The 26,399-nt window shown below is 65.3% G+C and carries 28 protein-coding genes, 1 tRNA gene and 1 pseudogene; 17 read left to right on the top strand and 13 right to left on the bottom strand.

What is annotated here, in order from left to right; translation table 11 throughout:
- Window positions 1-176 precede the first annotated feature (176 nt).
- The 3 genes from KQ307_RS04935 to KQ307_RS04925 all read right to left on the bottom strand — a co-directional run bounded on the left by KQ307_RS04935 (window position 177) and on the right by KQ307_RS04925 (window position 1,471).
- Window positions 177-641, bottom strand: a complete 465-nt coding sequence (locus KQ307_RS04935) for a DUF3368 domain-containing protein (RefSeq protein ID WP_259727169.1) — start codon at window positions 639-641, stop codon at window positions 177-179.
- 14 nt (window positions 642-655) lie between these two features.
- Entirely contained in the window at window positions 656-1,018 is a 363-nt protein-coding gene (locus KQ307_RS04930) for a UPF0175 family protein (protein WP_259727168.1), read from the bottom strand.
- A gap of 213 nt (window positions 1,019-1,231) precedes the next feature.
- A complete protein-coding gene (locus KQ307_RS04925) occupies window positions 1,232-1,471 on the bottom strand; it encodes a hypothetical protein (RefSeq protein WP_259727167.1) in 240 nt (79 codons plus the stop codon).
- A 219-nt stretch (window positions 1,472-1,690) separates the two neighbouring features.
- On the opposite strand from KQ307_RS04925, the gene KQ307_RS04920 reads away from it, so the two are divergent.
- The 5 genes from KQ307_RS04920 to arsB are packed head-to-tail and all read left to right on the top strand — an operon-like array spanning window position 1,691 to window position 7,202.
- On the top strand, window positions 1,691-2,011 hold the full coding sequence (locus tag KQ307_RS04920) for a helix-turn-helix transcriptional regulator (protein WP_259727166.1): 321 nt from the start codon (window positions 1,691-1,693) through the stop codon (window positions 2,009-2,011).
- Window positions 2,008-3,069, top strand: a complete 1,062-nt coding sequence (locus KQ307_RS04915; RefSeq protein ID WP_259727165.1) for a permease — start codon at window positions 2,008-2,010, stop codon at window positions 3,067-3,069. Before KQ307_RS04920 ends, KQ307_RS04915 begins: the two co-directional genes overlap by 4 nt.
- Window positions 3,066-3,338 (top strand): thioredoxin family protein, encoded by a 273-nt coding sequence (locus KQ307_RS04910; RefSeq protein ID WP_259727164.1) that lies wholly within the window; start codon window positions 3,066-3,068, stop codon window positions 3,336-3,338. Before KQ307_RS04915 ends, KQ307_RS04910 begins: the two co-directional genes overlap by 4 nt.
- Before the next feature lie 23 nt (window positions 3,339-3,361).
- Window positions 3,362-6,178, top strand: a complete 2,817-nt coding sequence (locus tag KQ307_RS04905; protein WP_259727163.1) for a cation-transporting P-type ATPase — start codon at window positions 3,362-3,364, stop codon at window positions 6,176-6,178.
- A 4-nt stretch (window positions 6,179-6,182) separates the two neighbouring features.
- Entirely contained in the window at window positions 6,183-7,202 is a 1,020-nt protein-coding gene (gene arsB / locus KQ307_RS04900; RefSeq protein ID WP_259727162.1) for an ACR3 family arsenite efflux transporter, read from the top strand.
- 40 nt (window positions 7,203-7,242) lie between these two features.
- Here the strand turns inward: arsB and KQ307_RS04895 are convergent, their stop codons facing one another.
- The 4 genes from KQ307_RS04895 to pstS (KQ307_RS04880) all read right to left on the bottom strand — a co-directional run bounded on the left by KQ307_RS04895 (window position 7,243) and on the right by pstS (KQ307_RS04880) (window position 10,920).
- Entirely contained in the window at window positions 7,243-8,373 is a 1,131-nt protein-coding gene (locus KQ307_RS04895) for a cell wall metabolism sensor histidine kinase WalK (RefSeq protein WP_259727161.1), read from the bottom strand.
- Between the two features lie 8 nt (window positions 8,374-8,381).
- The gene (locus KQ307_RS04890) at window positions 8,382-9,086 is read right to left on the bottom strand and encodes a response regulator transcription factor (RefSeq protein ID WP_259727160.1); all 705 of its coding nucleotides are present in this window, start codon (window positions 9,084-9,086) and stop codon (window positions 8,382-8,384) included.
- Window positions 9,087-9,135: 49 nt separating this feature from the next.
- A complete protein-coding gene (locus tag KQ307_RS04885; RefSeq protein WP_259727159.1) occupies window positions 9,136-9,771 on the bottom strand; it encodes a Crp/Fnr family transcriptional regulator in 636 nt (211 codons plus the stop codon).
- Window positions 9,772-9,939: 168 nt separating this feature from the next.
- Window positions 9,940-10,920 (bottom strand): phosphate ABC transporter substrate-binding protein PstS, encoded by a 981-nt coding sequence (pstS, locus tag KQ307_RS04880; RefSeq protein WP_259727158.1) that lies wholly within the window; start codon window positions 10,918-10,920, stop codon window positions 9,940-9,942.
- A 172-nt stretch (window positions 10,921-11,092) separates the two neighbouring features.
- On the opposite strand from pstS (KQ307_RS04880), the gene KQ307_RS04875 reads away from it, so the two are divergent.
- The 5 genes from KQ307_RS04875 (at window position 11,093) to KQ307_RS04855 (ending at window position 14,851) form a co-directional block, all read left to right on the top strand.
- Entirely contained in the window at window positions 11,093-11,746 is a 654-nt protein-coding gene (locus KQ307_RS04875) for a ParB-like protein (protein ID WP_259727157.1), read from the top strand.
- Window positions 11,747-12,664: 918 nt separating this feature from the next.
- On the top strand, window positions 12,665-13,039 hold the full coding sequence (locus KQ307_RS04870; protein WP_259701346.1) for an AbrB family transcriptional regulator: 375 nt from the start codon (window positions 12,665-12,667) through the stop codon (window positions 13,037-13,039).
- 95 nt (window positions 13,040-13,134) lie between these two features.
- A complete protein-coding gene (locus tag KQ307_RS04865; RefSeq protein ID WP_259727156.1) occupies window positions 13,135-13,767 on the top strand; it encodes a hypothetical protein in 633 nt (210 codons plus the stop codon).
- A 105-nt stretch (window positions 13,768-13,872) separates the two neighbouring features.
- Window positions 13,873-14,016 (top strand): chlorophyll a/b-binding protein, encoded by a 144-nt coding sequence (locus tag KQ307_RS04860; RefSeq protein WP_259701344.1) that lies wholly within the window; start codon window positions 13,873-13,875, stop codon window positions 14,014-14,016.
- 118 nt (window positions 14,017-14,134) lie between these two features.
- Window positions 14,135-14,851 (top strand): hypothetical protein, encoded by a 717-nt coding sequence (locus KQ307_RS04855; RefSeq protein ID WP_259727155.1) that lies wholly within the window; start codon window positions 14,135-14,137, stop codon window positions 14,849-14,851.
- 22 nt (window positions 14,852-14,873) lie between these two features.
- Here the strand turns inward: KQ307_RS04855 and KQ307_RS04850 are convergent, their stop codons facing one another.
- A complete protein-coding gene (locus KQ307_RS04850) occupies window positions 14,874-15,089 on the bottom strand; it encodes a hypothetical protein (RefSeq protein WP_259701342.1) in 216 nt (71 codons plus the stop codon).
- A 94-nt stretch (window positions 15,090-15,183) separates the two neighbouring features.
- Complete coding sequence (locus KQ307_RS04845) at window positions 15,184-15,741, bottom strand: hypothetical protein (RefSeq protein WP_259701341.1); 558 nt, start codon at window positions 15,739-15,741, stop codon at window positions 15,184-15,186.
- A gap of 88 nt (window positions 15,742-15,829) precedes the next feature.
- On the opposite strand from KQ307_RS04845, the gene KQ307_RS04840 reads away from it, so the two are divergent.
- Window positions 15,830-17,833, top strand: coding sequence for an NAD-binding protein (locus KQ307_RS04840; protein ID WP_259727154.1), 2,004 nt, complete (start codon window positions 15,830-15,832; stop codon window positions 17,831-17,833).
- A gap of 99 nt (window positions 17,834-17,932) precedes the next feature.
- Window positions 17,933-18,976, top strand: coding sequence for a phosphate ABC transporter substrate-binding protein PstS (gene pstS / locus KQ307_RS04835; protein WP_259701339.1), 1,044 nt, complete (start codon window positions 17,933-17,935; stop codon window positions 18,974-18,976).
- A gap of 22 nt (window positions 18,977-18,998) precedes the next feature.
- Here pstS (KQ307_RS04835) and KQ307_RS04830 read toward each other — a convergent pair whose 3' ends face one another.
- The gene (locus KQ307_RS04830) at window positions 18,999-19,196 is read right to left on the bottom strand and encodes a hypothetical protein (RefSeq protein ID WP_259727153.1); all 198 of its coding nucleotides are present in this window, start codon (window positions 19,194-19,196) and stop codon (window positions 18,999-19,001) included.
- 102 nt (window positions 19,197-19,298) lie between these two features.
- Here KQ307_RS04830 and KQ307_RS04825 point away from each other — a divergent pair, with 102 nt between their 5' ends.
- On the top strand, window positions 19,299-20,240 hold the full coding sequence (locus tag KQ307_RS04825; protein ID WP_259727152.1) for an amino acid ABC transporter substrate-binding protein: 942 nt from the start codon (window positions 19,299-19,301) through the stop codon (window positions 20,238-20,240).
- Here KQ307_RS04825 and KQ307_RS04820 read toward each other — a convergent pair.
- Window positions 20,222-20,303: transfer RNA gene (locus tag KQ307_RS04820), tRNA-Leu, on the bottom strand. The genes KQ307_RS04825 and KQ307_RS04820 overlap by 19 nt on opposite strands.
- A 54-nt stretch (window positions 20,304-20,357) precedes the next feature.
- On the opposite strand from KQ307_RS04820, the gene KQ307_RS14780 reads away from it, so the two are divergent.
- The 4 genes from KQ307_RS14780 to KQ307_RS04800 all read left to right on the top strand — a co-directional run bounded on the left by KQ307_RS14780 (window position 20,358) and on the right by KQ307_RS04800 (window position 25,337).
- The gene (locus tag KQ307_RS14780) at window positions 20,358-21,014 is read left to right on the top strand and encodes a Ycf66 family protein (RefSeq protein WP_311133740.1); all 657 of its coding nucleotides are present in this window, start codon (window positions 20,358-20,360) and stop codon (window positions 21,012-21,014) included.
- Between the two features lie 44 nt (window positions 21,015-21,058).
- Entirely contained in the window at window positions 21,059-24,034 is a 2,976-nt protein-coding gene (gene ileS, locus KQ307_RS04810; RefSeq protein ID WP_259727151.1) for an isoleucine--tRNA ligase, read from the top strand.
- 102 nt (window positions 24,035-24,136) lie between these two features.
- Window positions 24,137-25,201: an acetylserotonin O-methyltransferase gene (locus KQ307_RS04805; RefSeq protein ID WP_259727150.1), complete on the top strand. Its 1,065-nt coding sequence runs from the start codon at window positions 24,137-24,139 to the stop codon at window positions 25,199-25,201.
- Between the two features lie 13 nt (window positions 25,202-25,214).
- Window positions 25,215-25,337 carry a hypothetical protein gene (locus KQ307_RS04800; RefSeq protein WP_259727149.1) on the top strand — a complete coding sequence of 41 codons (123 nt, stop codon included), beginning with the start codon at window positions 25,215-25,217 and terminating at the stop codon, window positions 25,335-25,337.
- A gap of 111 nt (window positions 25,338-25,448) precedes the next feature.
- Here the strand turns inward: KQ307_RS04800 and KQ307_RS04795 are convergent, their stop codons facing one another.
- Together KQ307_RS04795 and KQ307_RS04790 are read right to left on the bottom strand one after the other, a co-directional pair.
- The gene (locus tag KQ307_RS04795; RefSeq protein WP_259727148.1) at window positions 25,449-25,841 is read right to left on the bottom strand and encodes a VOC family protein; all 393 of its coding nucleotides are present in this window, start codon (window positions 25,839-25,841) and stop codon (window positions 25,449-25,451) included.
- A gap of 424 nt (window positions 25,842-26,265) precedes the next feature.
- Window positions 26,266-26,399: pseudogene (locus tag KQ307_RS04790) on the bottom strand (IS1595 family transposase); the annotation flags it as partial.

The raw sequence follows: 26,399 nt of genomic DNA, 5'->3' as shown, positions 1-26,399 counted from the left end.
TGCCATGCTGCCGGGAAAGTCTGAATCGTGGAGTCGCAGTCGATTCCGCAACAATTCGCTGCCGCTCCCTCCAACCGAGCGGCGGGCACTTGCTGCCGCCCATGGTTTCTCATTCCTGGGGCTCGCGTGCGAGTACAACACCTTGCATGGCCTGAGCGCCTCAGCCCAGACCTACCTCAGGGCTCCTGTGCAATTTCAGGACTGTTCTCGCCGCAGCGTTGCAGTACGGCATGAATCACTGCCGGAGCGATCCTGAAGTCACTGTCATGCAGTTGGGACAGCACCGCACGAGCTGACGGGATCAGACGGCGCTGGCGAGCCATGCCGATGACTGCGGCCGTTCCTGCAATCGACAGCCCCAGGCCCTGGGCTACCGACCGCCCTGAGCGCTCGTCGATCAGGAGCAGTGCCGGCCCCAGTTGAGCAAGGGCCAAACGAATGCTGGCCGCTTCTCCCTCATCGAGATCCGGCAGGTCAGGCCCGGCTGGGATGGGGCCTGCAATCTGCAGCCAGCCTGCCTCCAGCGCGGCGGTGATGCGCGCTTCGTCTGCGGGGAAGCCTCCGGTGATCACCTCATCGGCGACCACCGCTGGGATGAGGACCTCCCCAAACAGCTCCCTCAGCCAGCCGACCCCGTTCACGCGGGCCAGGCCGATCAGAGGGCTGGCGTCGCTGATGACGACTGCAGCCATTGCTCCAGGGTGTCAAGGTCGGCGTTGGTTTCGGCTTCCGTCAGACGGATCACCGGTATCCCCAGCCGCGAGAGATGGGAGATGAAGGCGGCGATGTCCATCTCTGCGACCCGGGCGGCGCGGGCCAGGGAGAGCTCACCATCGCGGAACAGGGCGGTGGCCAGCGCGGGCCGCACGCCCGGTGCCTGCAGCAGCCCGCCCTGATCAAGGCCCATCAACACCGCATCGGGATTGTCCCTGTTGAGCACGACGACCATGCCCTGCTTCGACTGGCGCAGGGCCTCGGCCGGATTGTTCTTGAGGCCGCTGACGCTGACGGCATACATGGCCCATCCCTCCAGGGATGATCAGATGGGATGATGCTAAGGACTATTGGCACGAGTCACACCAGAAGCCACAACAAGTGGCTGCCGCTCTCCCCACCTGGGGTGTGTTCAACGGGGTGGGCGGCAGTACGGCCGATTGAGCTTCGACCCCTGGAATTCTGCTGGGGTTGCAGGCGCCTGGGAGGGCGCCCCATGGAGGTCCGGTGCCATGCTTCAGGCAAAGTCTGGATCGTGGAGGCGCAGACCCTGAAAGTGACCGACGATCTCTCGGATCATGAGATGCGGGAAATCCTGGAACTCTCCGGCGAGCGCAAGAAGGGCCCTGCCATCCGGCGCTTGCTTGAGCAGGCCCTCCAGCAGCGACGCCGGGCCCAGATCGCTCAGCGCTTCCTCAGCGGCGAGTGGGGCGTGGAGTTGGAGGGCTATGAAGCCGATCAGGAGCGCGATCGCCAAGCCTCTGGATCGACTTCACCCGTGCCCGCAGTCAGGCTGCGCTGAAGCAGTTCATCGCGCCTTTCGTGCTGGATCCGGAGGCCCACCTGGCCGAACCCGTGCTCTTTGAAGTGCTGCGCCTTCAGCACATGAGGCGTCCTGCCTGACCCCAGGACCAACCTCTGACCCGCTGCCGCAAACCAATCAACTAGCGTTGATGAATCTGGCAGGCCCGATCCGATGAGCGTCGCCACCACATCCCTGCAAAGCGACCAGGCCCGAGCGCTGCTCAAGGCCTTGGCCGATCCGTTGCGGTTGAAGGTGATCGAGGCCCTCGGCGGCGGCGAGCGTTGCGTCTGTGATCTCACCGCCGATCTCGGCTTGGCCCAGTCGAAGCTCTCCTTTCACCTCAAGGTGCTCAAGCAGGCCGGGCTGCTGGCCGACCGGCAGGAGGGCCGCTGGATTTACTACCGCCTGCGCCCCGAAGCCCTCGACGAACTCCGCGGCTGGCTCGCCGCCTTGAGTGCCGACTGCCGCAACTCCGCCAGCCCATGCCCGTGAGCGAACCCGCCCCGGCGATGCGGTGGTTGCGCACCAGCCGCCCGGGCCATGTGACCCTGCTGGCCGGCCTCGTGGCCGGATGGCTGCTGCTCTATCGGATCAACGAATCCCTCTGGGAAGCGGTGCTGTTCGGCTGGCTGGGCCTGGATCCGCAGCAGCGGCTGAGCGAAGCCCTGCGCTTCTTCCTCTACGACTCGATCAAGATCGCCCTGCTGCTCAGCGGCATCATCTTCCTGGTGACGGTGCTGCGCTCCTATCTGAGTGTGGAGCGCACCCGGGCCCTGCTGGCCGGGCGCCGCGAGGGGATCGGCAACGTGTTGGCGGGAATGCTGGGGGTGATCACACCCTTCTGCTCCTGCAGTGCGGTGCCGGCCTTCATCGGCTTTCTGGCCGCTGGCATCCCGCTGGGGGTCACGATGAGCTTCCTGATCGCCAGCCCGATGGTGAACGAGGTGGCGATCGGGCTGCTTTTCAGCCTGTTCGGCTGGCGGATCACGCTGATCTACATCGGCTCCGGCCTGGCGATCGCGATCCTGACGGGATGGGTGCTGGGTCGCCTGCGACTGGAGCGCTGGGTTGAATCGTTCGTCTACGAAACCAAGCTGCACGGGCAGGCCGTGGAGAGTTCGCTAGGCCTTTCCTTCGAGCAGAGGCTGCAGATGGGAGCGGAAGAAGTGGCTTCGATCCTTCAGCAGATCTGGCCCTATCTGTTGATCGGCATCGGCGTGGGCGCCTTGATCCACGGCTGGGTGCCCACCAACTTCTTCGCCACCTACGCCGGCCGCGGCAATCCCTTCGGTGTGCTGCTGGCCGTCGGGATCGGGATTCCGCTCTATTCCAACGCAGCGGGGGTGATGCCGATGGTGCAGGCGCTCTACGAGAAGGGCCTGCCGATGGGCACGGTTCTCGCCTTCATGATGAGTGTGGTGGCCCTGTCGGTGCCGGAGCTGATCCTGCTGCGCAGGGTGCTTCAACCACCGTTGTTGCTCGCCTTTTTCTCCGTGACAGGCGTGGGCATCGTGTTGATCGGCTACCTCTTCAATGCCCTCCTGGTTTGATCCCCTCCCCCTTCACCATGGACATCAAGATCCTCGGTAGCGGCTGCAAGAAATGCATCACCCTGGAGAGCCACGCCCGCCAGGGTGCCGCGGAGCTCGGCATCGCCTCCAGCATCGAAGCGGTTCATGATCCCGTCGCGATTGCCGGCTACGGCGTGATGCGCACCCCTGCACTGGTGCTCGACGGGCAGGTTGTGGTGTCCGGCCGGGTACCAGCCATAGAGGAAGTGCGCGCCCTGATCCGCTCGGCTTCGGGGCGGCCATCCTGAAGGCACCCCAGCCTGTTGCCCCGGTGCTGCTTGCTGCCTCCCAGCCGATCTGGTCACTGCCGCTGGAGCAGGTGTATCCAGGCCTGCGCACCACCCCCGAGGGTCTCAGCCAGCTGGACGCGGAGCAGCGGCTGGAGCACTACGGCGCCAACCGGCTGCCGCCGCTGAAACGCCGGCCCCTGGTGCTGCGCTTCCTCGACCAGATGGTCCACTTCATGGCCCTGCTGCTCTGGATCGCCGGGGCGTTGGCCTTCGTGGCCGGCACACCGCAGCTGGGCTGGGCGATCTGGGCGGTGGTGCTGATCAACGGCATCTTCTCGTTCTGGCAGGAGTTCCAGGCGGAGCGCACCCTGGCCGCTCTCACCCGCGCCCTGCCTCGCCAGGTGCAGGTGTGGCGGGATGGAAATCTCGGCTTCCGCTCCGCCGAGGAACTGGTGGCCGGCGACCGGCTGCTGCTGGAGGAGGGCGATCGAGTGCCGGCCGACTGCCGCATCAGCGTGGGCAATGAGCTGCGCGTCGATCTTTCGGTGCTCACCGGTGAATCGGTGCCGGTGGCCCGTCAGGCCATCGACCTGCCCGCCGCTCAGGCCGAGCTGCGTCTGCCCACCGCTGAGAGGCCCAACCTGCTGCTGGCGGGCAGCACGATCGCCTCCGGCCGGGGCGAGGCGATCGTTTATGCCACCGGCGCCGAAACCGAATTCGGCCAGGTGGCCCGCCTCACGGCCGGCACCCACCGCAGCGCCAGCACCCTGGAGCAGCAGGTGGCCCGGATCGTGCACACGATCAGCACGATCGCCATCACGATGGGCCTGCTCGCCTTCGCCCTGAGCCTAGTCTTCGTGGGCATGACGCCCCTGGAGAGCCTGGTCTTCGCGATCGGGATCATCGTTGCCAACGTGCCCGAGGGTCTTCTGCCCACGGTCACCCTGGCACTGGCATTGAGCGTTCAGCGCATGGCCCGTCGCAAGGCGCTGGTGCGGCGTCTCTCGGCGGTGGAAACGCTGGGTTCGGTGAGCGTGATCTGCAGCGACAAGACCGGCACCCTCACCTGCAACCGCATGGCGGTGGAGGAAACCTGGCTGCCGGTACCCGGCGAGGAGCTGCAGCTGCTGCTGCTGGAGGGGGCCGCCCTCTGCAGCAACGCCCGCCTCGATGCCGGAGGTGCCGTGGGTGATCCCACCGAAACGGCGATGCTGCAGGCAGCGCAGGCCGCCGGCCTCGATCCGGCGGAGCGGCAGCGCCTCCACCCGCGCCTGCGCGAGATCCCCTTCGATTCACACCGGCGGCGCATGACGGTGCTGGTGAGCTGGAACAACCAGCCGTTGCCGATCGCCGCCGGGAGCAGCCTGGTGATCACCAAGGGAGCGCCGCTGGAGGTGCTGGAGCGCTGCGAGGCCTGGCTCACGCCCAGCGGCAGCGAACCGCTCGATCAGATCCGCCGCCGGCGGGTGGTGGCCGCCAACGACGACCTGGCCGCCAGGGGCTACCGGGTGATTGCCGTGGCCCTGAAAGCCGGGGCGGAAGACCTGCACACGGCGCCGGCGGACGTTCTGGAATCGGGCCAGACCATGCTCGGCCTGCTGGGCCTCTATGACCCGCCCCGACCGGAAGTGCCAGATGCCATCCGCCGCTGCCACGACGCCGGCATCAGGGTGACGATGGTGACCGGCGACTACGGACTCACGGCCCAGGCGATCGCTCTCCAGATCGGCCTGCTGGAGCCGAGCTCCGCCCCTGGCCACAGCGCAGGTGCCGATCCCGTGCGGGTGATCGAGGGCTCCACCCTGGCCCAGATCAGCGACGTGCATCTGCGGCAGCTGCTCAAGTACCGCCACCGGCTGGTATTCGCCCGCATGGCTCCGGAGCAGAAGCTGCGGCTGGTGCAGGCCTACCAGGCCCTGGGCGAAGTGGTGGCCGTCACCGGCGATGGTGTCAACGACGCACCGGCCCTGCGGGTCGCCGACGTGGGTCTCGCCATGGGCATCAGCGGCACCGATGTGGCCCGCGAGGCCGCCGACATCGTGCTGCTCGACGACAACTTCGCCACGATCGTGGAGGCGGTGCGGTTTGGCCGCTCGGTGGTGGCCAACATCGGCAAGTTCATCACCTACATCCTTGCCTCGAACGTGCCGGAGGTCGTGCCGTTCCTGGCGATGGTGGTGCTGCGGATCCCGGCCGCGCTCACGGTGCTGCAGATCCTGGCGGTGGATCTCGGCACCGATCTGCTGCCGGCCCTGGGGCTTGGCTCCGAAGCCCCCGAGGCAGGGGTGATGCACCAGCCGCCCCGCCCCCGGGACCTGCCCCTGCTCAACCGGCCCCTGATGGTGCGGGCCTACCTGGTGCTGGGGCTGGTGGAGGGTCTGATCTCGATGGCGGGCTACCTGCTGGTGTGGCACAACAACGGCGTCGACCTCGCCGCCGTGCAGCAGCTGGCCCCCGATCTGCTCCACCACCGCGCCGCGCCTGCGGTGCAGGCGATCCAGCAACGGGCCTCCACGGTGGCCTTCTGCCTGATCGTGGCCGGCCAGATGGGGGCACTGCTGGCCTGCCGCAGCGACCGGCGCCCCTTCTGGGAGCTGCTGTCCATTCCCAACCCGCTGCTGTGGCTGGGTTGGTTGAGCGAACCGGTCGTGGCCGGCATCCTGGTGCTGGTGGCCCCCATGGCCGCCGTGTTCGAAATGGCCCGCTTCCCTATCGCCTACCTCGGCCCGATCGCGCTGGCACCGGTGGCGGTGCTGGTGGCGGACAGCTTGCACAAGCTGCTCATCCGTCAGCGAGGCCGGCGTCAACGTCCGTCAAAACTGGGAGCGGCTGCCCTGCCCACCACCCCCCTTCTCTGAATCCATGGGCCTCTTCGAGCGCTGGCTGAGTGGGTGGGTGGCGCTGGCGATCAGCGCCGGAATCGTGCTGGGGCAGCTGTTCCCCGGGCTGTTCGCCGCCCTGGCCGCTGTGGAAGTGGCCCGCATCAATCTCGTGATCGCGGTGCTGATCTGGCTGATGATCTTTCCGATGATGCTGGCGGTGGATTTCTCCGCCGTCGGCCGCATTCGCGGCGAACCCCAGGCGCTGATCGTCACCCTGGCGATGAACTGGCTGGTGAAGCCGTTCACCATGGCGCTGCTGGCCTGGTGGTTCATCCGCGGCCTCTACGCCGCCTGGATTCCCGTTGCCCTGGCAGACCAGCTGGTGGCCGGCATGATCCTGCTCGGCGTGGCGCCTTGCACGGCGATGGTGTTCGTCTGGAGCCAGCTCTGCCGAGGCAACGCCACCTACACCGTGGTTCAGGTGGCGGCCAATGATCTGGTGATGGTGCTGGCCTATGCCCCGATCGCCGGGCTGCTGCTGGGGGTGAGCCGGGTGGCGGTTCCCTGGGGCACGCTGCAGCTGTCGGTGGCGCTGTTCGTGGTGGTGCCGCTGGTGGCCGCCTGGCTCACCAGGCTCTGGATCAACAGCGAGCGGGCGATCGAGCGGATCGAGGCGCGGCTGAAGCCCTGGTCGATCGTGGGGCTGCTGGCCACGGTGCTGCTGCTGTTCGGCTTCCAGGCCACCACGATCCTGGCCAACCCGGCGTTGATCGTGCTGGTGGCGATCCCGCTGATCCTGCAGACGGTGCTGATCTTCGCCCTCACCGCCCTGTGGATGCGCCAGTGGCGCCAGCCCCACGACCTTGCCGCCCCCGGTGCCCTGATCGGTGCCTCCAACTTCTTCGAGCTGGCGGTGGCGGTGGCGATCAGCCTGTTCGGGGTGCGCTCCGGCGCCGCCCTGGCCACCGTGGTGGGCGTGCTGGTGGAGGTGCCGGTGATGCTCGCGCTGGTCGCGGTCGCCAACCGCAGCCGCTGGCTGTTTCCCTATCGCGCCGGCTGAGGGCCTCCAGCCTCCGGCGGACCCAAGCCCAGGGTCCGGCTCAGGCCCCCTTCGGCAGCACCAGCTCCAGCACGGCGCCGCCACCGGGGTGGTTGCTGGCCAGAACCCGGCCGCCGTGGGTGAGGGCGATCTGCTCGACGATCGCCAGACCAAGACCACTGCCGGAGCGGCTGCTGCGAACCCGGGATGGGTCGCCGCGATAGAAGCGCTCGAACAGATGCTCCAGATCCGCTTCGCTGAAGCCACTGCCGTGATCCCGCACCTCCAGTTCCAACCACTGGTCGGTGGCCGCGATCCGCACTTCCACCGCCGCCTGATCGGGGCTGTAACGCACGGCGTTGTCGAGCAGGTTGAGCAGGGCCCGATGCAGCCGGGAGCCATCCCCCCAGAGCAGCGCAGCCGGGCGATCCAGGAAGGAGAGCACCACACCGCGCTGCTCGGCCAGGGGGCGCAGCATCGACCAGACCTCGTCCACCAGCTCACCGAGATCAAGCAACTCCTGCTGCAAGTCATCACCGGGCAGGCTGTTCTCCAACCGGGAGAGCTCCAGCAGATCGCCGACCAGCTGCTGCAGCCGATGCAGCTCCCGCTGCAACCGCTCGATCCGAGGAGCATTGGCCACGTTGGCCTGCTCGGCCAGGCTGTCGCCGAGCAACAGCAGCGAGGTGAGCGGGGTCTTCAGTTCATGGGCCACATCGCTCACCCAGCGGCCCTGCTGGGTGAGCTGGGATTCCAGCGAGCGCCGGCTGTTCAGCCACATCGCCACCCAGCCCTCCCGGCTCGGCAACAGCGTGGCCTCCATCGGCTCCTCCCCCTCCAGCCACTCCACCCGCTCCGGCCGCTGCTGGCTCAGGGCACTGCGCAGGGCCCGATCGACGATGGCGGAGTCGATCACGGTCTGCAGCGGCTGACCACGGCTGAAGCGGCCGGGTGCCTGGTTCAGCAGCCGCTCCGCCTTGCTGTTGAGCGAATGAAGCGTGAGCTGCCCATCGATCAGCAGCAAACCGAGTGGGGCCGCTTCGAGAACCGCGGACAACTGACCGATCGAAAACGGAAGGTTTTCAGCCGCCTGCCGCCGGCTGCTGCGGCCCCGCGTCTGCCTCGCCCCCAGCCAGAACCCACTGCAGCCCAGAGCCAGAGCCAGGGCAACGGCAGCTGCAAGCGGAACCATCACACCCCTCAGCCGAAGCGGTAGCCGAAGCCCCGCACGGTGAGCAGGTGTCTGGGAACGGAGGGATTGGCCTCAAGCTTTTCCCTCAGCCAGCGGATGTGCACATCCACGGTTTTGGTGTCCACCACGTAATCCGTTCCCCACACCTGATCGATCAGCTGGTTGCGGTTCCAGACCCGGCCGGGATTCTGCATGAAGAATTCGAGCAATCGATACTCCTTCGGCGAGAGGTTCACGCTCTGGCCGTCGCGGGTGACGCGGAATTCATCCGGATAGAGGGTGAGCTCAGCATGCTGGAGCACAACCCCAACCGGGAACTTCTCGCTGCCCTGCTGGGATCGGCGCAACAGGGCCCGGCACCGGGCCACCAGCTCCCGCAGCCCGAACGGTTTGACGAGATAGTCGTCGGCACCGAGTTCAAGGCCAAGCACCCGATCGGTTTCGGTGTCGCGGGCGCTCACCATCAGGATCGGGGTGCGGGAGTCGGAGCGGCGCAGATGGCGGCAGACATCCAGCCCGCCGATGCCAGGCAGCATCAGATCCAGCAACACCAGATCGAAGCCACCGGTTCCCCTGGCCTGGCGGGCATCGAGCTGTTGAATTGCCTGGCGGCCATCCGCCGCGCAGTCCACCTCGAAACCCTCGTGCTGGAGCGCTTCAGACAACGTGGTTCGAATGCTTTCGTCGTCATCGACGATCAGCAGGCGCGGCATGCCGATGGCACCTATCACACTTTTAACGCTAGGCGATCAAGCGAGGCCATCAGCGCCGTTTCGGCAGATGACTGATCACCAGGTGACGCTGAGCATCAATCTTGAGCCAGCCTTCATCCCGCAGCAGGCCGATCACCCGGGTCACCGTGACCCGGGTGGTGCAGAGGGCGCTGGCCAGTTCCTGATGGGTGAGGCGCAGATTGAGGCGCAGTCCCTCATCGCAGGCCTGGCCGTACTCCTGGGCCAGCAGCTCCAGAAAACCCCGCACCCTCTCCTCGACCCGCCGCAGGCCAAGCAGGGAAAGCATGGTTTCCGCCTGGCGGTAGCGGCTCACCACCGCCTGCATCATCGCCAAGGCCAGGTGGGGCGACTGCTCGATCTCCGCGCCGGTCAGGCAGAGCAGGTCGCTGTCGGTGAGGGTGAAGGCTTCGTAGGCCACCACATTGGTGAACGGTTCGCCGAACGGCTCATTCGGGCCGGCCAGCCCCAGCAGAAGCGGGTCGCCGTGGATGGTGACGGCCTCCAGCTTGACCATGCCCCGCACCACCAGCCAGATGCAGTTCTTGAGCAGGGGAACGGCACTTCCAGCCGTGATGTGGAGCAGATTGCGGTTGCGGTAGCTGGTTTCCAGCACGTCGCGAATCGCATCACTTCGGCCGGTATTGCGAAAGGGGCTCGAAACCATGGCCACGACCGAATGACACAAGCGGAGTGTATGGAGGGCGACAGACAGAAGAGCAAAGGAAGAGTGAGCGGTTGGTTAACCCCTGGCTAAGGGCCTGACAAAAAAAAGGGGGCTACCGCCCCCCAGCTGAATCTCGTGAACCACTGCGAGCCGGAGGGCTGGGCGGGTTCAGGAGCCGATGTTGGCCACTGCCTTTCTGGCGCTGTTGAGGATGGCACCACGCAAGGGCACATAGCCGAGGTCATCGGCCTTGCCCTGGGCGCCGGGGCTCAGCAGGTGGGTCATCGCCCTGCGGACAGCAGGAGCCTTGGCCCCATTGCCTTTCCTGTAGGCGAGCGCCCAGGTGAGGGTGGCGATCGGGTAGCTATCGGCACCGGCGGGATTGGGATCCTCTCCAGCCAGCATGGCGTTGAGCTTGATGTTGTTGAGGGCGGCAGCGCCGCTCTTGAGATTGGGGAGGACGAACTTGCCAGCCTTGTTCTGCACGGCAGCCGCCTTGATCTTGCCCTTCACGAAGGCCTGGTTGAGATAGCCGATCGAGCCCGGCGTGTTCTGAATCACGCCAGACACGCCCTCATTCCCCTTACCGCCGACACCCACGGGCCACTTCACGGATTTTCCTTCACCCACCCTGCTCTTCCAGGCCGGGGAGAAAGCCGAGAGGGAATTGGTGAAGGCGAAGGTGGTGCCGGAACCATCGGAGCGATGCACAACCGAGATCTTGCCTGCCTTGCAACCCAGCTGCTTCCAATCGTTGATCACCCCCAGGAAAATCTCCGCAGCCTGCTTCTGGGTGAGTTTGAGGTTGCAACCGGGCTGGTTGAAGGCGATCGCGATCGTGCCACCCACAGTGGGGATCTGCACCACGCCACGGCTCACCTTGGCAGCATCGGCGGCGCTGATCGGTTCATCGGTGGCGCCGAAGTCAACGGTGCCGGCAATGAACTGGCGAACGCCCGCACCGGAGCCCACCGACTGATAATTGACCCTGGGGCCACCGGCAGAAGCAAGATCCGCAAAGGCCCGTTGATAGAAAGGAGCAGGGAATGAGGCGCCTGCACCATTGAGGGCGCTCTGGGCGGAAACCGTTGCACCGGTGCCGAGGACGGCAAGAACGGTGAAGATCGAGGCCTTCTTGGCGAAGGTCATCAGAGAAGCCAATCAAGAGTCCACCGATTCTTAGCAGGCAAGGTGGAGCCACCGTGTTATGCCGTGGTTAAGAGCGTGTCAATAGTTTGGTACACGCCCTTCCGTAGGGTGCCTTGCGGCTCTGTTCGGTCTGGCCGCAATCCCGCCCAAACTGTTCAACTGACCCCTCCGCATGGCGCTCCAGCTCCCTCCCTTCCAGCCGCTCCCACCTCCACCCAACGCTCCGAAACAATTCCTGGAGGTACCGGTGGCCCAGCTGCAACCCACCCAGCTGTGCGTGGGTCTGGCGGAAGTGCGCCACCGCCGCGCTGATTTTGCCGAAGAAAGCGCCAAGGATCGACGCAGCTATCTGCGCGGCAAACCCGTGCCGCTGGTCCGCAACACCGACGGTGGATTGTGGATGCTTGATCGGCATCACCGCCTCAGCGGCCTGATCGCAGTGGATCCCGACGCCACCGCCTTCGGTTATGTGGTTCTGGAGCTGGACCTACCCGATCGCCACGCGGTGCTCCAGGCCCTGCTGCAGCGGGGTTGGCTCTACCTGTACGACGCCCGCGGCCAGGGGCCGCACGCACCGGAGCGGCTGCCCACCGGGCTCCACGACCTGCAGGATGACCCCTACCGCAGCCTGGTCTGGGCACTCAAGCGGGAGAAACGGATCGAGGCGGCGCCGCTGATCCCCTTCCATGAATTTCGCTGGGGGGCCTGGCTGCGCAGCCGCAACCTGCCACCGTTCCGTTCCCTGCAGCTGGAGCCTGCCCTGCCCGCCGCCCGGGCCCTGGTCGGCTCCGGTGCCGCTTCCCACCTGGCCGGCTGGATCGGCTGAGTCCAGGCCCGCCGCGATCGCGCCTGGGAATTTTCAAAAGCAAGGAAGAGGGCCTGCAGAGGGTGAGCACAGGCGGGCAGGGCTGATCCAGGAAGGTGCCCCTGCAAAGCACAATCCCCCAGAACTCCGGCCCTTTTTTGTGAAGAAAAAGGCGCCAACCAAGGCCCGGGAGGATGACAACCAAGCTGACAACAGGCCGAATTGACAGGCCCGCGCACCAAGTGAGCCTGTCAATGGCCTAAAGTTCCAAACTATTCACTCAATCACGCACCAACTGGAATTAAGCGACAACTGGATTGAGGCCCACTGTCCCTTCCTGCGCTGGTTCGGATTTCACTGGATGAGCCCTCATTGCTGGGATCAGAGCGGATCATTCGGCCCAAAGGTCCATGGGATTTCGCAGATGACAATCCGGCTTGAAAAGGTTCCGATCACCGCATCGCTCAAGCCATTGGCATGGCCTCGTCACCGCTGGCGATCCTTGAGCGCGAAGTTGGCGCCAACCATTCAGGCCGAGTGATTCCGATGGCATCGTTTCAGCGCTGCGGCGGCTGCCAGGGCAGAAACGGATCGGAAACAGAGCCAGGCTGAAACTCCAGAACAAGGCAAGGTGTGGGTTCTCCCAGGCGGTCACTGCTTGCTGATGGCACTGCGATGGGCTGGGTGAGCGAACAGAATCTGACTCTGCATACCGGAGCATTGCCGTTCCGCTCAGGACGGAATTCTCTTCTCCGATGAGTGGCGCTGCCCGGCCTGGGGCGATCACTTCTCCCATTGATCTCCCATCGCCTGGCCCGACAGAATTCGGATCGGTTCAGTCCTGCTGACAAAGGAGTTCAATCGGGCGGAAACGCGGTTTCGACCATTGAATATCCCCCGATGGATTGCTATGTTAAATCAGTTACCTCTTCCAAGATCATGCTGACTGGATCCGACCTGCTGACCAAAGTCAAGGAGCTCGGCGATGCTTCCAAATCCGACCTGGTGCGCAGCTGCGGCTACCTGAGCATCAAGAAGGATGGAAGCGAACGCCTCAACTTCACTGCCTTTTACGAGGCCCTTCTCGAAGCCAAGGGTGTGAGCCTCGGCAACGGAGGTGGCGGCGGCCTGGGAGCCAAGGCCGGTCGCAAACTCAGCTACATCGCCACGGTTCAGGGCAACGGCAACCTGTTGGTCGGCAAGGCCTACACCGGCCTGCTGGATCTCAAGCCGGGTGATGAATTCGAGCTGAAGCTGGGCCGCAAGCAGATTCGCCTGGTGCCTGTCGGCAGCGACGAGAGCGACGAAGACTGAGCCCGACCCGGCTGGGACCTCAAACCCCCAGCCCGCCGTCTCTGCCATGGCAGGCTTGAGCCCTGTTCGTGGCGTTCGAGGCAGCAAGGATGTCCATGGAAACCTCTACCCACCGGCCTGGTAAATCGTTCAACGGCCCAAGAGCAATCAGCACTCCGCTGCTTGCTCTTGGGCTTCTCTCGTTCTGGCTTCTGGGCAGTGTTGCGGCCCGCAGCCAGCCGACGGCCCCACCACCGCTGCAATCCAGGCCGGCCCTCAAGCCCGAACCAGCCAGAACGGCTGAATCCAGCGGCGAACTCAACTCCAGCCCCAGCACCGATTCCAGCCCCAGCACCAAAGAGAAGGAGCTGCTGGAACGCATCCGCAAGCTCAAGGCTCCACGCTGGCGAAGCTTCGGTTCCTGTCGTTATGACTGGAGTGCCTGGCGGCTCAGCGAGGGAGATGTGCGCTCCACCGCGGTCGAATGCGGCGATCCGGCGGTTGCCGGCAGCGTGGCCGTGCATTGCCCGAGCCTCAAGCTCACCCGGCGAACCGGCTCGGGAGCCTGGGAAGAGTGGCGGCTGCCGCTTTCAGCCGAGGAGTCGAAGACCATCGGCGGCGAGGACCGCATGGCAGCATCGCTCTGCGCCAACGCCAAACCTGCCGCCGGCCCGGCCGCGACCACATCCCCCCCCAGAACGCCACCGGCAACAGGCGCACCCGCCAAGCCAAAACCGAAGGCACCGTGAACCGAAGGCGCCGGGGCACCGGCGGATTGCGCAACCCCCATCAGCCGATCCGTCACAGAACGCAAGAATCGTGTTACGCTTCGTGAAGTCAACCCCGCACCAGCCATGACTGAATCCACCACCCGCTTTGGCTTTGTTCAGTTCGCCGAAACCTGGAATGGCCGCCTCGCCATGCTCGGCTTCGTGATCGGTATCGCCACCGAGCTGCTCACCGGCCAAGGCATCCTCACCCAGATCGGTCTCGGCTGAAGCCCGAGCCCCGCTCAGCAAACCAGGTTCGCCGAGTCCGGCGGACCTGGTTTTTTAATGTCTGGAATCAGCCGGTTTCCAGCCATCCCGGCCATGGATCCTCTGCTCACCTGGGCCAATGACGAATGCACTGCGTTTTGTTCTCAATCCGGGGCCGCCGGAATTCGCCCAACCGCTGGATCGCTGGTCGGATCTGGTGCTTCGCCAGGAGGCGTCCCTGCGCAGCGGCTTTCACCTGACCATCTATCGATGTCCAGATTCGTGGGCCGGTTCCCTTCAGGATCTGATCGCCAGCGACGCCCTGAACAGTTCCGGAAAGGATCCGTTTGGACCAGGCCTTGAAATCGACAATCCAACCGACCAGCAGCAACGCCGCCTGGTTTGCAAAGCCCTGATCCCAAGCTTCAATCCGGCCAGTCAGTGGCTTGAAGTCTACGAACTGGAGCAACCCGATTCAGCCGATTCCGCCGTCAGGCGCGTCGATTGCCTGCCGCTGCAGGAGGCCAGCAATGACACCTGCTGGTTCTACCCCACTGAGGACGGCCGTTACCTCTCCTGGGAAAATCAACAGACAATCAGCTGCCATCCAGGCCATGTTTTCGAGCAGCTTGATCGTGGCCCAAACCATTGTTATGACAGGGCTGAGCTGAGAGTGCTGTGGTCATTGATGGCGGATCAATCCAACCTGACCTGTGTGGGATTGACCTATCAACACAGGCGGATTGATTTCCCTTTGCTTGGATCAAAGCCGGGCACCACAGCAACCTGGACCACTTTTCAAGTTGATTCGATGAGCGAGAGCCCGCTCAGAAACCTGGATTCCGTTGTGATCTAGGCTCCGATCCGCCAACACCGGCTCAGGCGGTTTCTTCGAGGAGACGCTCCAGACGTTCGCGGTTCAGATCGACATAAAGAAGCTGATCCCCCGGACTGGGGGCCTCCGGATGGGAAGAGGCAGCTGGTGTTCTGCTGCTCCAATCGGTGGCCTGCAGGTTCTGGCGCATCAGCGCAAAGGCACCGCCGGCAATCACGGCGAAGCAGATGAAATAGGCGATCCCGAAAAAGGCTTCCATGCGGACAACCCGAATTGCCGATCAATCTAATGTAAGGATTTGTGAACTGCGGAGGAACCCGGTGGCGGCGGTGACCCCCCAACGGGAAGAAGGCTCAGAGCCCCAGCTTGATGCGACGGTGCTCCAGGGGCTCAGGCACCGACACATCAACCCTGCCTTTCACGTCGGCATCGACCTTGCCCCGCAGCACCGCTGAAACATCGCCGATCACGTTCGCGCCGACGTTGCCGGCGACCTGGGCCTTCACCTCCCCACCGACCTGGGCATTGACGGGCCCACGTACCGACACGCCGAGGCCCTTGCCCAGCTCGGGGACGGAAACCGACAGCGGCGAAGCCAGCTCCACCCCTTCCACCAGGGTGACATTGGCCGCGATCGGCCTGGTCACGATCGGCTCGGTGCGGATCGGGTTCTCGATCCTCTCCACCAGCAGCGGCGTTCTGACGCCGCCGACATCCACCTGCCCGGTGACCGGGAACGGCGCATCCATGACCAGCTGGATCTTGATGGGCTGGGACAGCACCCGAGCGAGCGCTGTTGCCAGGATGAGCGCCGTGACCACAAGGGCGATGGGCCAGCGCAACAGCAACGGCCAGGGCATCGAGCCGGCCCCCTGGCCAGCCGCGGACTGAGCTGAGCTGGGTTCTGTCATGGGATTGGGAAGATCGGACCGGGCACCGATTCTGTTTCATGCGCCTGGATTGACCATCCCTTAACCGGCGGCGGCCAGCATGGGATCCATGGCTTCCTTGCCGATTCAGCCGAGGTTCCGCCAGGGGGCGATCGTGGTCTGCGGACTCGGCTCCCTGGGCCAGGCCTGCCTGCTGCGGCTGCTCGACTTCGAGGCCGCGCTGGTTGGCCTCGACCTGATCGCGCCCACCTGGGGCCACACCGCTCTGGCCGAGGCGCTCGCGGCCAGGGTGGTTCTCGGCGACATGCGCCGACCGGAGATCCTGCGCCGGGCCGGGGTGATCGAGGCCAGGGCCGTGCTCTTGCTGAGTTCCGAGAGCACGGTCAATTTCGAGGCGGCGCTCCAGGTCCGCCTGCTCAACGCCAGTGCCGAGATCGTGGTTCGCTCCTCCAGCCGGGATGCCTCCTTCGGCGCTCTGCTGGAACAACGGCTGCCCGGAATCGCCGTCGTCGATCCCCTGCTGCTCACCGCCGAGGCGGTTGCCCAGTCCCTGCGCTCAGGCGACCAGGCGGCCCAGCTGGAGGTGGATGGCCACCGCTTCGAGGTGTACGACGCCATCGAACCGACCGAGGTGGCTGCCGCGGCCGCCTACGACCGTCAGTTCCGCAGCCTCAGGCTGCCTCCTGAAACCGGCTGGGGAACCAGGCCCCAGGGCCGGATGGTGGTCAGCCCGCTGGGGTTCCGCCGCAGCCAGGCCCTGCCCCAGGCGCGCGCCGACGGCAGGGGAGCCGGCGGCGGCGGCCGGCGGCAACCGGGGGTGATCCAGGCCCTGCAACGCCTGCGGCCCTGGCAGCGCAGCTGGGAATGGGGGCGGCAGCGCACCGCCCTGCAGTGGATCGCCACCACCGCGTTGCTGCTGCTGCTGGCGGGCGGCATCGGTGTGTTTTCCCTGCGGGGCGGCTGGCAGCAGGGCCTGTTCGTCACCCTGGCCCTGCTCAAGGGGGAGTATGTCGATCCCGTCAACGTGCTGCTGGCCCAGAGCCCGAACCAGAGCCTCGCCAGCGTTGATGGGCGGCTGATCGCCGGTACGTTGCTCTACTCGCTGATCGGCACGCTGCTGACCTCCGGCCTGGTGGCGGTGATCCTCGAGCGCCTGCTCAGTGCCCGCTTCGGCATCGCCAGGCCCCGCAGACTGAAGCGTGGAAGTGCCCAGATCCTGCTGCTCCATGGGGGCACCCTGGCCAGTCAGGTGGGCAGGGCCCTGACGCGGGCACGTCTGAAGGTGGTACGGGTTGAGGCCGGCGGCAACGCTGCTGGCGCCAGCGGGGAGGCGGTGGTGGTAGAGCGGCTGGAGAACGCCGAAACCCTGCTGAAGCACTGCCGGGTGGAGGCGATCGGTCTGCTCTCGAGCGACTTGCTCGCCAACCTGCAGGGGGCCCTTTCGCTGCAGCAGCGCTGGCCGCTGGCCAGGCTGGTGATCCTCAGCCATGCGGTGGAGGCGGCCGAGCGGCTGGGGGAACTGCTGGGCGGGGTCACGGTGATCTCGACGATGGAGCTGGCCTGCGATGCCCTGGTGGCCACCGCCTTCGGCGAGCGCGTCGAAGGGATCGCCCGCCTCAACGGCAGCAATCTGCTGGTGGTGCGTTATGAGCTCAGAGCAGGCGACAGCCTCTGCGGCCACAGCATCGCCCGCTTTGAAAACGGCTACGGGGTGACGGTGATCAGCCACTCTCAGCCCCGCACACCCGGGGCCAGGGCCCTGCCGGCGCCGGAGACCGTGCTGCGCGCCGGCGACCAGGTGGTGATTCTCTCGAACCTGGCCGGCCTGCGCCGCATCGAACTCGGCCAGCTGGATCCACCCGGCTGGCGGCTGCAGCTCCAAGCCCATCTGCCGACGGAGGCGCAGTTCGAGCTGAAGCAATGCCTGGGCCGCTATTTCGACAAGCCGCCCGGAGCCATGGCCGATCTGCTCGACGGCGGCACCCACCTCAGCGATCCACTCGATGAAGACTTCGGACGGCTGGTGGAGGGGAAACTCAACCGGCTGGGGGTGCGCTGTTCCCTGCTCAGCAGGGTTGGCATCGAGGGCGACCTGGATCAGGAGCCCGGCTGAGCTCGTGCCCAGCGGGACATGGGGAGCGGACCCTTAAGCCACCGATAAGGACCAGATCGGAGAATCAGCTGGTTGTGCAGCGTCCCGGCGGTTCTGGCGATGGTTTCCTTCCTGTCCCAACAGTTGACCCAGGCCCTGCGAAGCCCCCAGCGGCTGGTGCCGATCAGCCTGGTCGTGGTAGCTCTCAGCACGGCTGCCTGCGGCGGCGGCGGCAGACGCCTGCCCTCGCTGAACGGGGCAGGGGCCTCCTTCCCGGCTCCCGCCTACCAGCGCTGGTCCGCCGACTACAAAACGGAGAAGGGCTTTCTCGTCAACTACCAGTCGGTTGGATCCGGCGCCGGGGTGCGTTCCTTCCTCACCGGTTCCGTTGATTTCGGCGCCACCGATGAGCAGCTCAGCGAAGAGAATTTCAAGGAGGGCATGGCCGGCAAGCGTGGCGCGGTTCAGATTCCGATGCTGGGCGGCACGATCAGCCCGGCCTACAACAACCCCGATTGCCCCGACCTCAAGCTCACCCAGGCCCAGCTGGCCGACATCTTCCTCGGCAAGATCACCAACTGGAGCGCCCTGGGTTGCCAGGCCCGGCCGATCGTGGTGGCCCACCGCTCCGATGGCTCCGGCACCACCTACGGATTCACCAATTCACTCTCCTGTTTCTCGGAGGAATGGAAAACCCGGGTGGGCCGTGGCAAGGCCGTCGACTGGCCGGTGGGGATCGGTGGCAGGGGCAATGAAGGAGTGGCCGGGGTGATCCAGAACACGCCGGGCTCGATCGGCTACGTCAACCAGGCGTTCCTGCGGGGTGTGATCAAACCGGCGGCCCTGCAGAACAAGGCAGGCAAGTTCGTGATCGCCGATTCCGAATCCGGAGCGGCGGCCCTGAATCAGGTGAGCCTCGATGAACGGCTGGGGGGAGAAGACTGCAACCCTGCCGGCGAAGCGAGCTTCCCGATCGTGGCCTTCACCTGGATCCTTGCGTACCAGAGCGGCCAGGGGGAGGAGAAGGCCGAGGCGGTGCGCACCTTCCTGAGCTGGGCGCTGGAACCCGGGCCCCAGAAGCTTGCGGCCGGACTTGGCTTCGTGCCGCTGAAGGGGGATGTGCTGGAGCGGGCCAGGGCGGAGGTGGCCAAGATCAAGAACTGAGCGGCTGAAGGCCGAGGGCTGCTCAGCTCTCCTCGCCGGCGATCTGCGCCTCGATGCGGGCGGCCAGGCTGAGGCAGCGGTCCAGCTCCGCCCAGAGCAGCTCCCGCCGGTCGGCCGTCACTCCGTAGGAGCGGTGATGGAGATCGCGCCCCTGATACCGCAGGGCATCACGGATGCGCAGCCAGTCGTCGCGGCCCAGCTCAAGCGTGACTGGAGACATGGGGAAAAGGCTCAGGGTGGCCGGCGCGGCAGATCACGGAAAAAGCCGCTGATCCACGCAGTGGCTCCATGGTACTTTGGCTGCCAATTCATAGAGAAATCTGTGGTTGTTCGGCTAGTTTTTTCCACTCTGGGTGTGCTGGCGGCAGCCTTGATCGCCGGGCCTTCTCTGGCGGGGCCGGTGATCGAGCAGATTGCCCGGGATGGTGTCCTGACGGCTGGAACCAGCAAAGATGCCTTCCCCTATGCCTATCAGAACGGGGCTGGTGACCTGGTGGGCTATTCCATCGACATGATGCATCGGATCACCGAGGAACTGGCGCTTGAGTTGGGACGTCCGGTTCGGCTGAAGTTGATCGCGCTGGATACCGACGAACGCATTTCCAGCCTGGAGTCTTCGAAGGTCAGCCTGGTTTGTGATGCCAGCAGCTTCACCTGGGAACGGGACCGAAAGGTTGATTTTTCAGTCAGTTATGGCATCACCGGCACCCAGCTTTTGATTCGCCGCGATTCGAATCTCTCCTCCCAGGAATCGCTGGCAGGCAAGCGGATCGGCATCCTGCCGCGAACCACCAGCGAGCTGGCGATTCGCAAGCAGCAACCCAAAGCGATTCCTGTGTTGCTGGAGGATCGAAACAGCGGCTATCAGGCCCTGAAGGATGGCACGATCGATGGTTTTGCCGATGATGGCGTTCTGCTCTATTCCTGGCTGCAGCGTCAGCCCCAGCCAACCGGCTTTCAGGTGGGGGATCGCTCCTATTCCAAGGAAGGAATCGCCTGCATGTTGCCCCAGAGCGATCCCGCCTTTCAGCGGATCGTCAACATGGCGCTGATCCGCTACATGCAGGGATTCATTGCCGGCCAGCCCAGGGAAACGGCGATCTTCGATCAATGGTTCGGCCCCGGCAGCGCCGCCCCCCTCACCCAGGACCTCCGGGATCTCTCGATCGAAACCATGCAGCTGATGGTGGACCTGAAGGAGCGGGTACCACCCAGGAAATCCAATCAGCGGCGCTCTGGCGCCGATGCCCACCGGGGGACTTGAACCCCCACGACCGAAGCCACTGGACCCTAAAACCAGCGCGTCTACCAATTCCGCCAGGTGGGCGTGGCCCCAACTGTATCGAGCGGATCAGAATGGCTTCAACTCCGTCCCCCCACCATGCTCGCCACTCTCGGTGGAATCCTTGCGCTGCTGGCCGGCCTGGTGGTGCTGCTGATCCCCCTGCTGCTGCCGGAGCTGAGTCGTCCCCGCGACGCCTTCTGGGGCGCCCTGGTGCTGCTGCTGGGCCTGGTGCTGGTCACCAGCGCCGAGCGGCTCAGTGGCGCGCCGATGCTGGCGGTGCTCTGCGGCGGGCTGTTGATCGGCCGGCTGGGCAGCGAGGTGAGCCTGGGGCGATGGCGCCAGCTCAGCGGTGAGGAGCAGCAGCGCTTCTGGTCCCCCGAGCGCTGGCAGACCAGCCTGCTGCAGCTCCGCACCGCCGCGGCCAGGCTGCTGAGCCTGGTGGTGGCGAGCCTGGGCGGTGCGGCCGCCTGGCTGCAGCAACGGGCCACAGCCAAGCCGAAAACCCCCAGCAAACGCTGGGTGCGGCCGGAGGAATCCACGGCCCCAGCCCCGACCCAGGCCCCAGTCCCAGCCGCGATCCAGGCCCCGGCCGTGGTGGAGGTGCGTTCCTTCACCGAGATCGACGAGCTGCTCCAGCAGGTCGCCGCTCCCGCCGGCCCCCTGCCTTCGGTGGCAGGGGCCGGCGAGGAGGCTGATCAGCCGGCGGCGGCGTCAGCCGAGCCGGAGGCGGAAGGCGCCACGATCGAAGCCTGATTGGGCCGGGGTTGATAATCCGTGCTTGCTGCCCACCAGGCGCTGTGACCGCCAGCCCGGCTTCCTACAAGGACACGCTCAATCTGCTGAAGACCCCCTTCGGGATGCGGGCCAACGCGAAGACGCGCGAGCCGGAGCTGCAGGCCTTCTGGGCTGAGCAGCGCCTTTACGAGCGCCTGAGCAGCGGCAATCCCGGCCCGGTGTTCACCCTGCACGACGGGCCGCCCTATGCGAATGGCGCCCTGCATGTGGGCCATGCGCTCAACAAGATCCTCAAGGACATCATCAACAAGTACGCCCTGCTGAAGGGGCGGCGGGCGCGGTTCGTGCCGGGCTGGGATTGCCACGGCCTGCCGATCGAGCTCAAGGTGCTGCAGGGCATGGACAGCGAGGAGCGCCGCGCCCTCACCCCGATCGCCCTGCGCCGCCGGGCCCATGCCTATGCCCTCGAGCAGGTGGAGGGTCAGAAGGCCGGCTTCCGCCGCTGGGGCATCTGGGCCGACTGGGACGCCCCCTATCTCACCCTGCAGAAGGGCTACGAGGCCGCCCAGATCGGCGTGTTCGGCCAGATGGTGCTGGCCGGCCACATCTACCGGGGGCTGAAGCCGGTGCACTGGAGCCCGAGTTCCCGTACGGCCCTGGCCGAAGCCGAACTCGACTACCCCGACGGTCACACCTCACCGAGCGTCTACGTGGCCTTCGCGGTCACGGCGGTGCCGGCCCCCCTGGCCCAGCGCCTGGCCACGGTGGGCCTGGCACCGAGCAGTGGTGGCTGGGCCAATGGACAGCTGGCTGTGGCGATCTGGACCACCACCCCCTGGACCCTGCCCGCCAACCTGGCGGTGTCGGTGAACGGTGCGCTCGACTACTCGATCTGCCGGGCCAGCGGGCCCGGCGGCGCGGCTACCTGCGGCCGCCACCTGGTGGTGGCCGCCGAGCTGGTGGACAGCCTGCAGACCAGCCTGAGCCTCAGCCTGGAACCCCTGCTCACGGTGAAGGGGAGCGAACTGGAGGGCGTCACCTATCGCCACCCGCTGCTGGAGCGCAGCAGCCCGGTGCTGATCGGCGGCGACTACATCACGACGGAGGCGGGCACCGGCCTGGTCCACACCGCCCCGGGCCACGGCGTCGACGACTTCAACACCGGCAGGGCCCATGGCCTGCCGGTGCTCTGCCCGGTGGATGAGGGCGGCACCCTGACGGCGGAAGCGGGGCGCTTCGCTGGCCTCAACGTGCTCAAGGACGCCAACCCAGTGATCATCGCCGCCCTGGAGGAGGCCGGCGCCCTGTTGAAGCAGGAGAGCTACGCCCACCGCTACCCCTACGACTGGCGCACCAAGAAACCGACGATCTTCCGCGCCACCGAGCAATGGTTCGCCTCGGTGGAGGGCTTCCGCGCCGAAGCGATGGCGGCGATCGCGGCCGTGGACTGGCTGCCGGCCAGTGGCCGCAACCGGATCGAGGCGATGGTGCGCGACCGGGGCGACTGGTGCATCTCCCGCCAGCGCACCTGGGGCCTGCCGATCCCCGTTTTCTATCACCGCACAACCGGCGAGGTGCTGCTCGATGCCGCCAGCCTCGATCACATCCAGGCGCTGATCGCCGAGCACGGCTCGGACGTGTGGTGGGAGCGCGACGAGGCGGAGCTGCTGCCCCCCGGCCGGGCCGGCGAGGCCGATCAATGGCGCAAGGGCAGCGACACGATGGACGTGTGGTTCGACTCCGGCTCCTCCTGGGCGGCGGTGCTGAAGGGGCTGGAGCCGGAGCGGGCCGAAGGGGATCTCCATTACCCCGCCGATCTCTATCTGGAGGGATCCGACCAGCACCGCGGCTGGTTTCAGAGCAGCCTGCTCACCTCGGTGGCCGTGAACGGCCGGGCGCCCTACCGACGGGTGCTCACCCACGGCTTCACCCTCGATGAGAAGGGTCGCAAGATGAGCAAATCCCTGGGCAATGTGGTCGACCCGGCGGTGATCGTGGAGGGGGGCAGGAACGAGAAGCAGGAACCGGCCTTCGGCGCCGATGTGCTGCGGCTGTGGGTGAGTTCGGTCGACTATTCCGCCGATGTGCCGCTCGGCCCCGGGATCGTCAGACAGCTGGCGGATGTGAGCCGCAAGGTGCGCAACACCGCCCGCTACCTGCTGGGCAACCTTCACGACTTCGATCCAGGGCCGGTGGAAGCGGGAGGCGATGCGCTGCCGGTGGCGGACCTGCCGCTGCTGGACCGCTGGATGCTGCAACGCACCGCCGATCTGATCGAGGAGGTGAGCGGCGATTTCGAGCGCTTCGAGTTCTACCGCTTCTTCCAGGCACTGCAGAACTTCTGCGTGGTGGACCTGTCGAATTTCTATCTCGATATCGCCAAAGACCGGCTTTATGTGAGCGCGGCGGGGTCGCATCGCCGACGCAGCTGCCAGACGGTGATGGCGCTGGTGCTGGAGCGGCTGGCCGGGCTGATCGCACCGGTGCTCTGCCACATGGCAGAAGACATCTGGCAGAACCTGCCCTACCCGGTGGCGGAGCGCTCGGTGTTCGAGCGGGGCTGGCCCCTGGCCGGCCGGGACTGGAAACTCAGCGAAGCCGAACAGGCGGCAATCAGCAGCCTGCAGGGATTGCGCTCCCAGGTGAACCGCCAGCTGGAAGCCTGCCGCAACCTCAAGGGCGACCAGGCCGGGATCGGTTCCTCGCTCGAGGTGAAGCTGCAGTTGCTGCTGCCCCCTGGCGAGGCGGCCGCCGGCCTGCGCGCCGCCCTGGAGTTGCTGGAGCGGAGCCCCAGCCCGGAGGTCGACAACCTGGCCGACTGGTTGCTGGTGTCGGAGCTGCAGATCGGCGGAGCCCCCCTGGCCGAGCCCCTGGTGAACGCCAAGCTGGAGGGCCTGACGATCCGAATCGCTAGGGCCGGCGGCGAGAAATGCGAGCGCTGCTGGCACTACGAAACCGACGTGCAGGACCACGCTCTGACCAGCGAACTGACCGGACGGATCTGCGGGCGCTGCAGGGCGATTCTGGCCGGCGGATAACCACAGGCCAGCAGAAGAAAGCCGGCGGCGCAGAACAGGGCGGAGCCCGGAAACCCCTGCAGTCTGATCGGCTAAATTGGCCTCCCAGAGCAGCAAAGAGGGATGGGCGATCCACTGGATCCGGAGAAGATCCTGCAGACCGGCTTTGGATTCTGGCCAGCCAAAACCCTCCTCAGTGCGATCGAAATCGGCGTCTTCACAGAACTCTCGCAAGGGGAGCTGTGCTTCGCTTCCCTGAGTGGCCGGCTGGGCCTGCACCCCCGGTCAGCCCGCGACTTTCTCGATGCGCTGGTGGCGCTGGGCTTCCTGGTTCGCACGGCTGACAACTATGCGAACACAGCCGAAACGGATTTCTTCCTGGACAGGAACAAGCCCTCCTACATCGGCGGCATTCTGGAAATGGCCAACAACCGCCTGTATCCGTTCTGGGGGCACCTCACAGAGGCGCTGCGCACGGGCACTCAGCAGAACGAAGCCAGGACAGGATCGGCCGGGCTGTTTGAGAGCCTTTACGCCGATCCGAGCCAGCTGCGGGCCTTTCTCGGGGCGATGACCGGCATCAGCCGCGGGGCCAACCGGGTGATCGCCCATGCTCCGATCTGGAAGAACTACCGATCATTCGTCGACGTGGGCACGGCGCAGGGGGATCTGGCCGTTCAGATCTGCCTGGCCAACCCACACCTGCAAGGCACTGGATTCGACCTGCCGGAAGTGGCGCCCACGTTCGAGGATTACGCGCAGAAGGCAGGCGTGGCAGACCGGCTCAGCTTTGAACCAGGCAACTTCTTCAACCAGGCGATTCCCGCAGCCGATGTTGTGCTGATGGGGCACATCCTGCATGACTGGGATCTGCCCACCAAAAAGATGCTGATCCGGAAGGCCTTCGAGGCGCTGCCGATCGGCGGAGCGCTGATTGTCTACGAAGCGATCATCGACGATGACCGTTCAACAAATGCATTCGGGCTGATGATGAGCCTGAACATGTTGATCGAAACGCCGGGTGGGTTCGACTACACCGGTCAGGACTGCGCCTCCTGGATGCAGGAAGCCGGATTTTCCAGGCCGCGAACCGAGCATCTTGTCGGCCCGGATTCCATGGTGGTCGCCATCAAGGAGGGGCCGGACGCCGCCCGGCGCCTGGATCAGCCGCTGGCCTCTGCGGCCTGATGGCCTCACTGGCATGCGCGGATCGCGGCAGGGGCATGAGCGCACAGGGGAGCACGGTGCCCTGCAGCAGGGCCTGGCAGTTAACGATCAGCAGCTCGGTTTCGGTGCTGATGTCCGCGTCGAGGAAGGGCCCTGAGCAGCCGAAGCCCTGACTGCGGCGGGAAGACAAGGCGCGCTATCTCTTTGAGGGCCGCGACCCGAACCGCTTCGTGGAAGAGCGGCTGGATCGTGATGGGAGGCGTTGCTTCTACTCGCCAACTGGCGTGCAGAGTTCAATGAGACAGCCATCCGGCGCTCGAACATACGAAACGATCTGCCCCCAGGCTTTCCGGGCAGGTGCACTCAATTCAATGGCGCCTTCCCCTAATGCATGGGCATGGGCAGCTGCAACGTCAAGCGTTACCAAGCCGATTTCCATCCCCAGGGGCGCGATGGATTCACTGGCACGAATATGGCCACCAGGAAAATTCGTATCGGCAAGTTCGTGCGAAGCGAATGAAAGCGTTGTATCTCCAGTTTCAAGTTCCCCATAGGTTCCTGATTCATGAAGGAAGCGTCGCTTAAACCCAAATGCACGTTCGTAGAAATCAAGGGAAGAAGCGACATCGTCGACATACAGAATCGCGTATCCGAGCTTCATTGTCAAAATCTAAGAATGAGTTTCCACAGATTACCCCAAATGTCTCTCAGTGGCCAAAACTCGGCTTGGGCATACACCTAACGCTTGCCATCACTTGGCCGCAGTGAGTGTTGGCTCATCCAGTTATCCTTGCGGCGGCGCCTCAAGTGGATTGCATTGGTGGCTGGCTCAACGTCAGAGGAGACGCTCATCGAATAGGAAAAGATCATGGCTGAGAAAACGCACTTGTTGTAGCTCAAGATGCCATGGTTGAGTAGGACTCGCTTCTTGGCCATGGTTTTCTCATAGACACCGTAGGCTAACCCCTTCCGCAAAGCTGCACCCGAGCTGCTTGCCGCTCACATACACAGCCCTTAGCTGCGATCACAAGACAACCATGCCGTAAATGGGGTGGATCTTGCAGAATCTCCAATGCTTCACTTGATTAGGTAGCTGGCTCCGCACTCCTCAAGAAGCGTTCCGGCCGAGCGCCGCAGCTGCAGATGGCATGAACCACTCGCTCAGTCATCGTTGCCAAGTTGAAGCGCCGGTTGAAGCGGTAATTGAAGGCACCCAGGT

This window comes from Synechococcus sp. CS-1326 (assembly GCF_025128115.1).
Taxonomy (GTDB): Bacteria; Cyanobacteriota; Cyanobacteriia; order PCC-6307; family Cyanobiaceae; genus Regnicoccus.
Note: the sequence above shows the minus strand (reverse complement) of the source record. Positions and strands in the feature narration are given on the sequence as shown.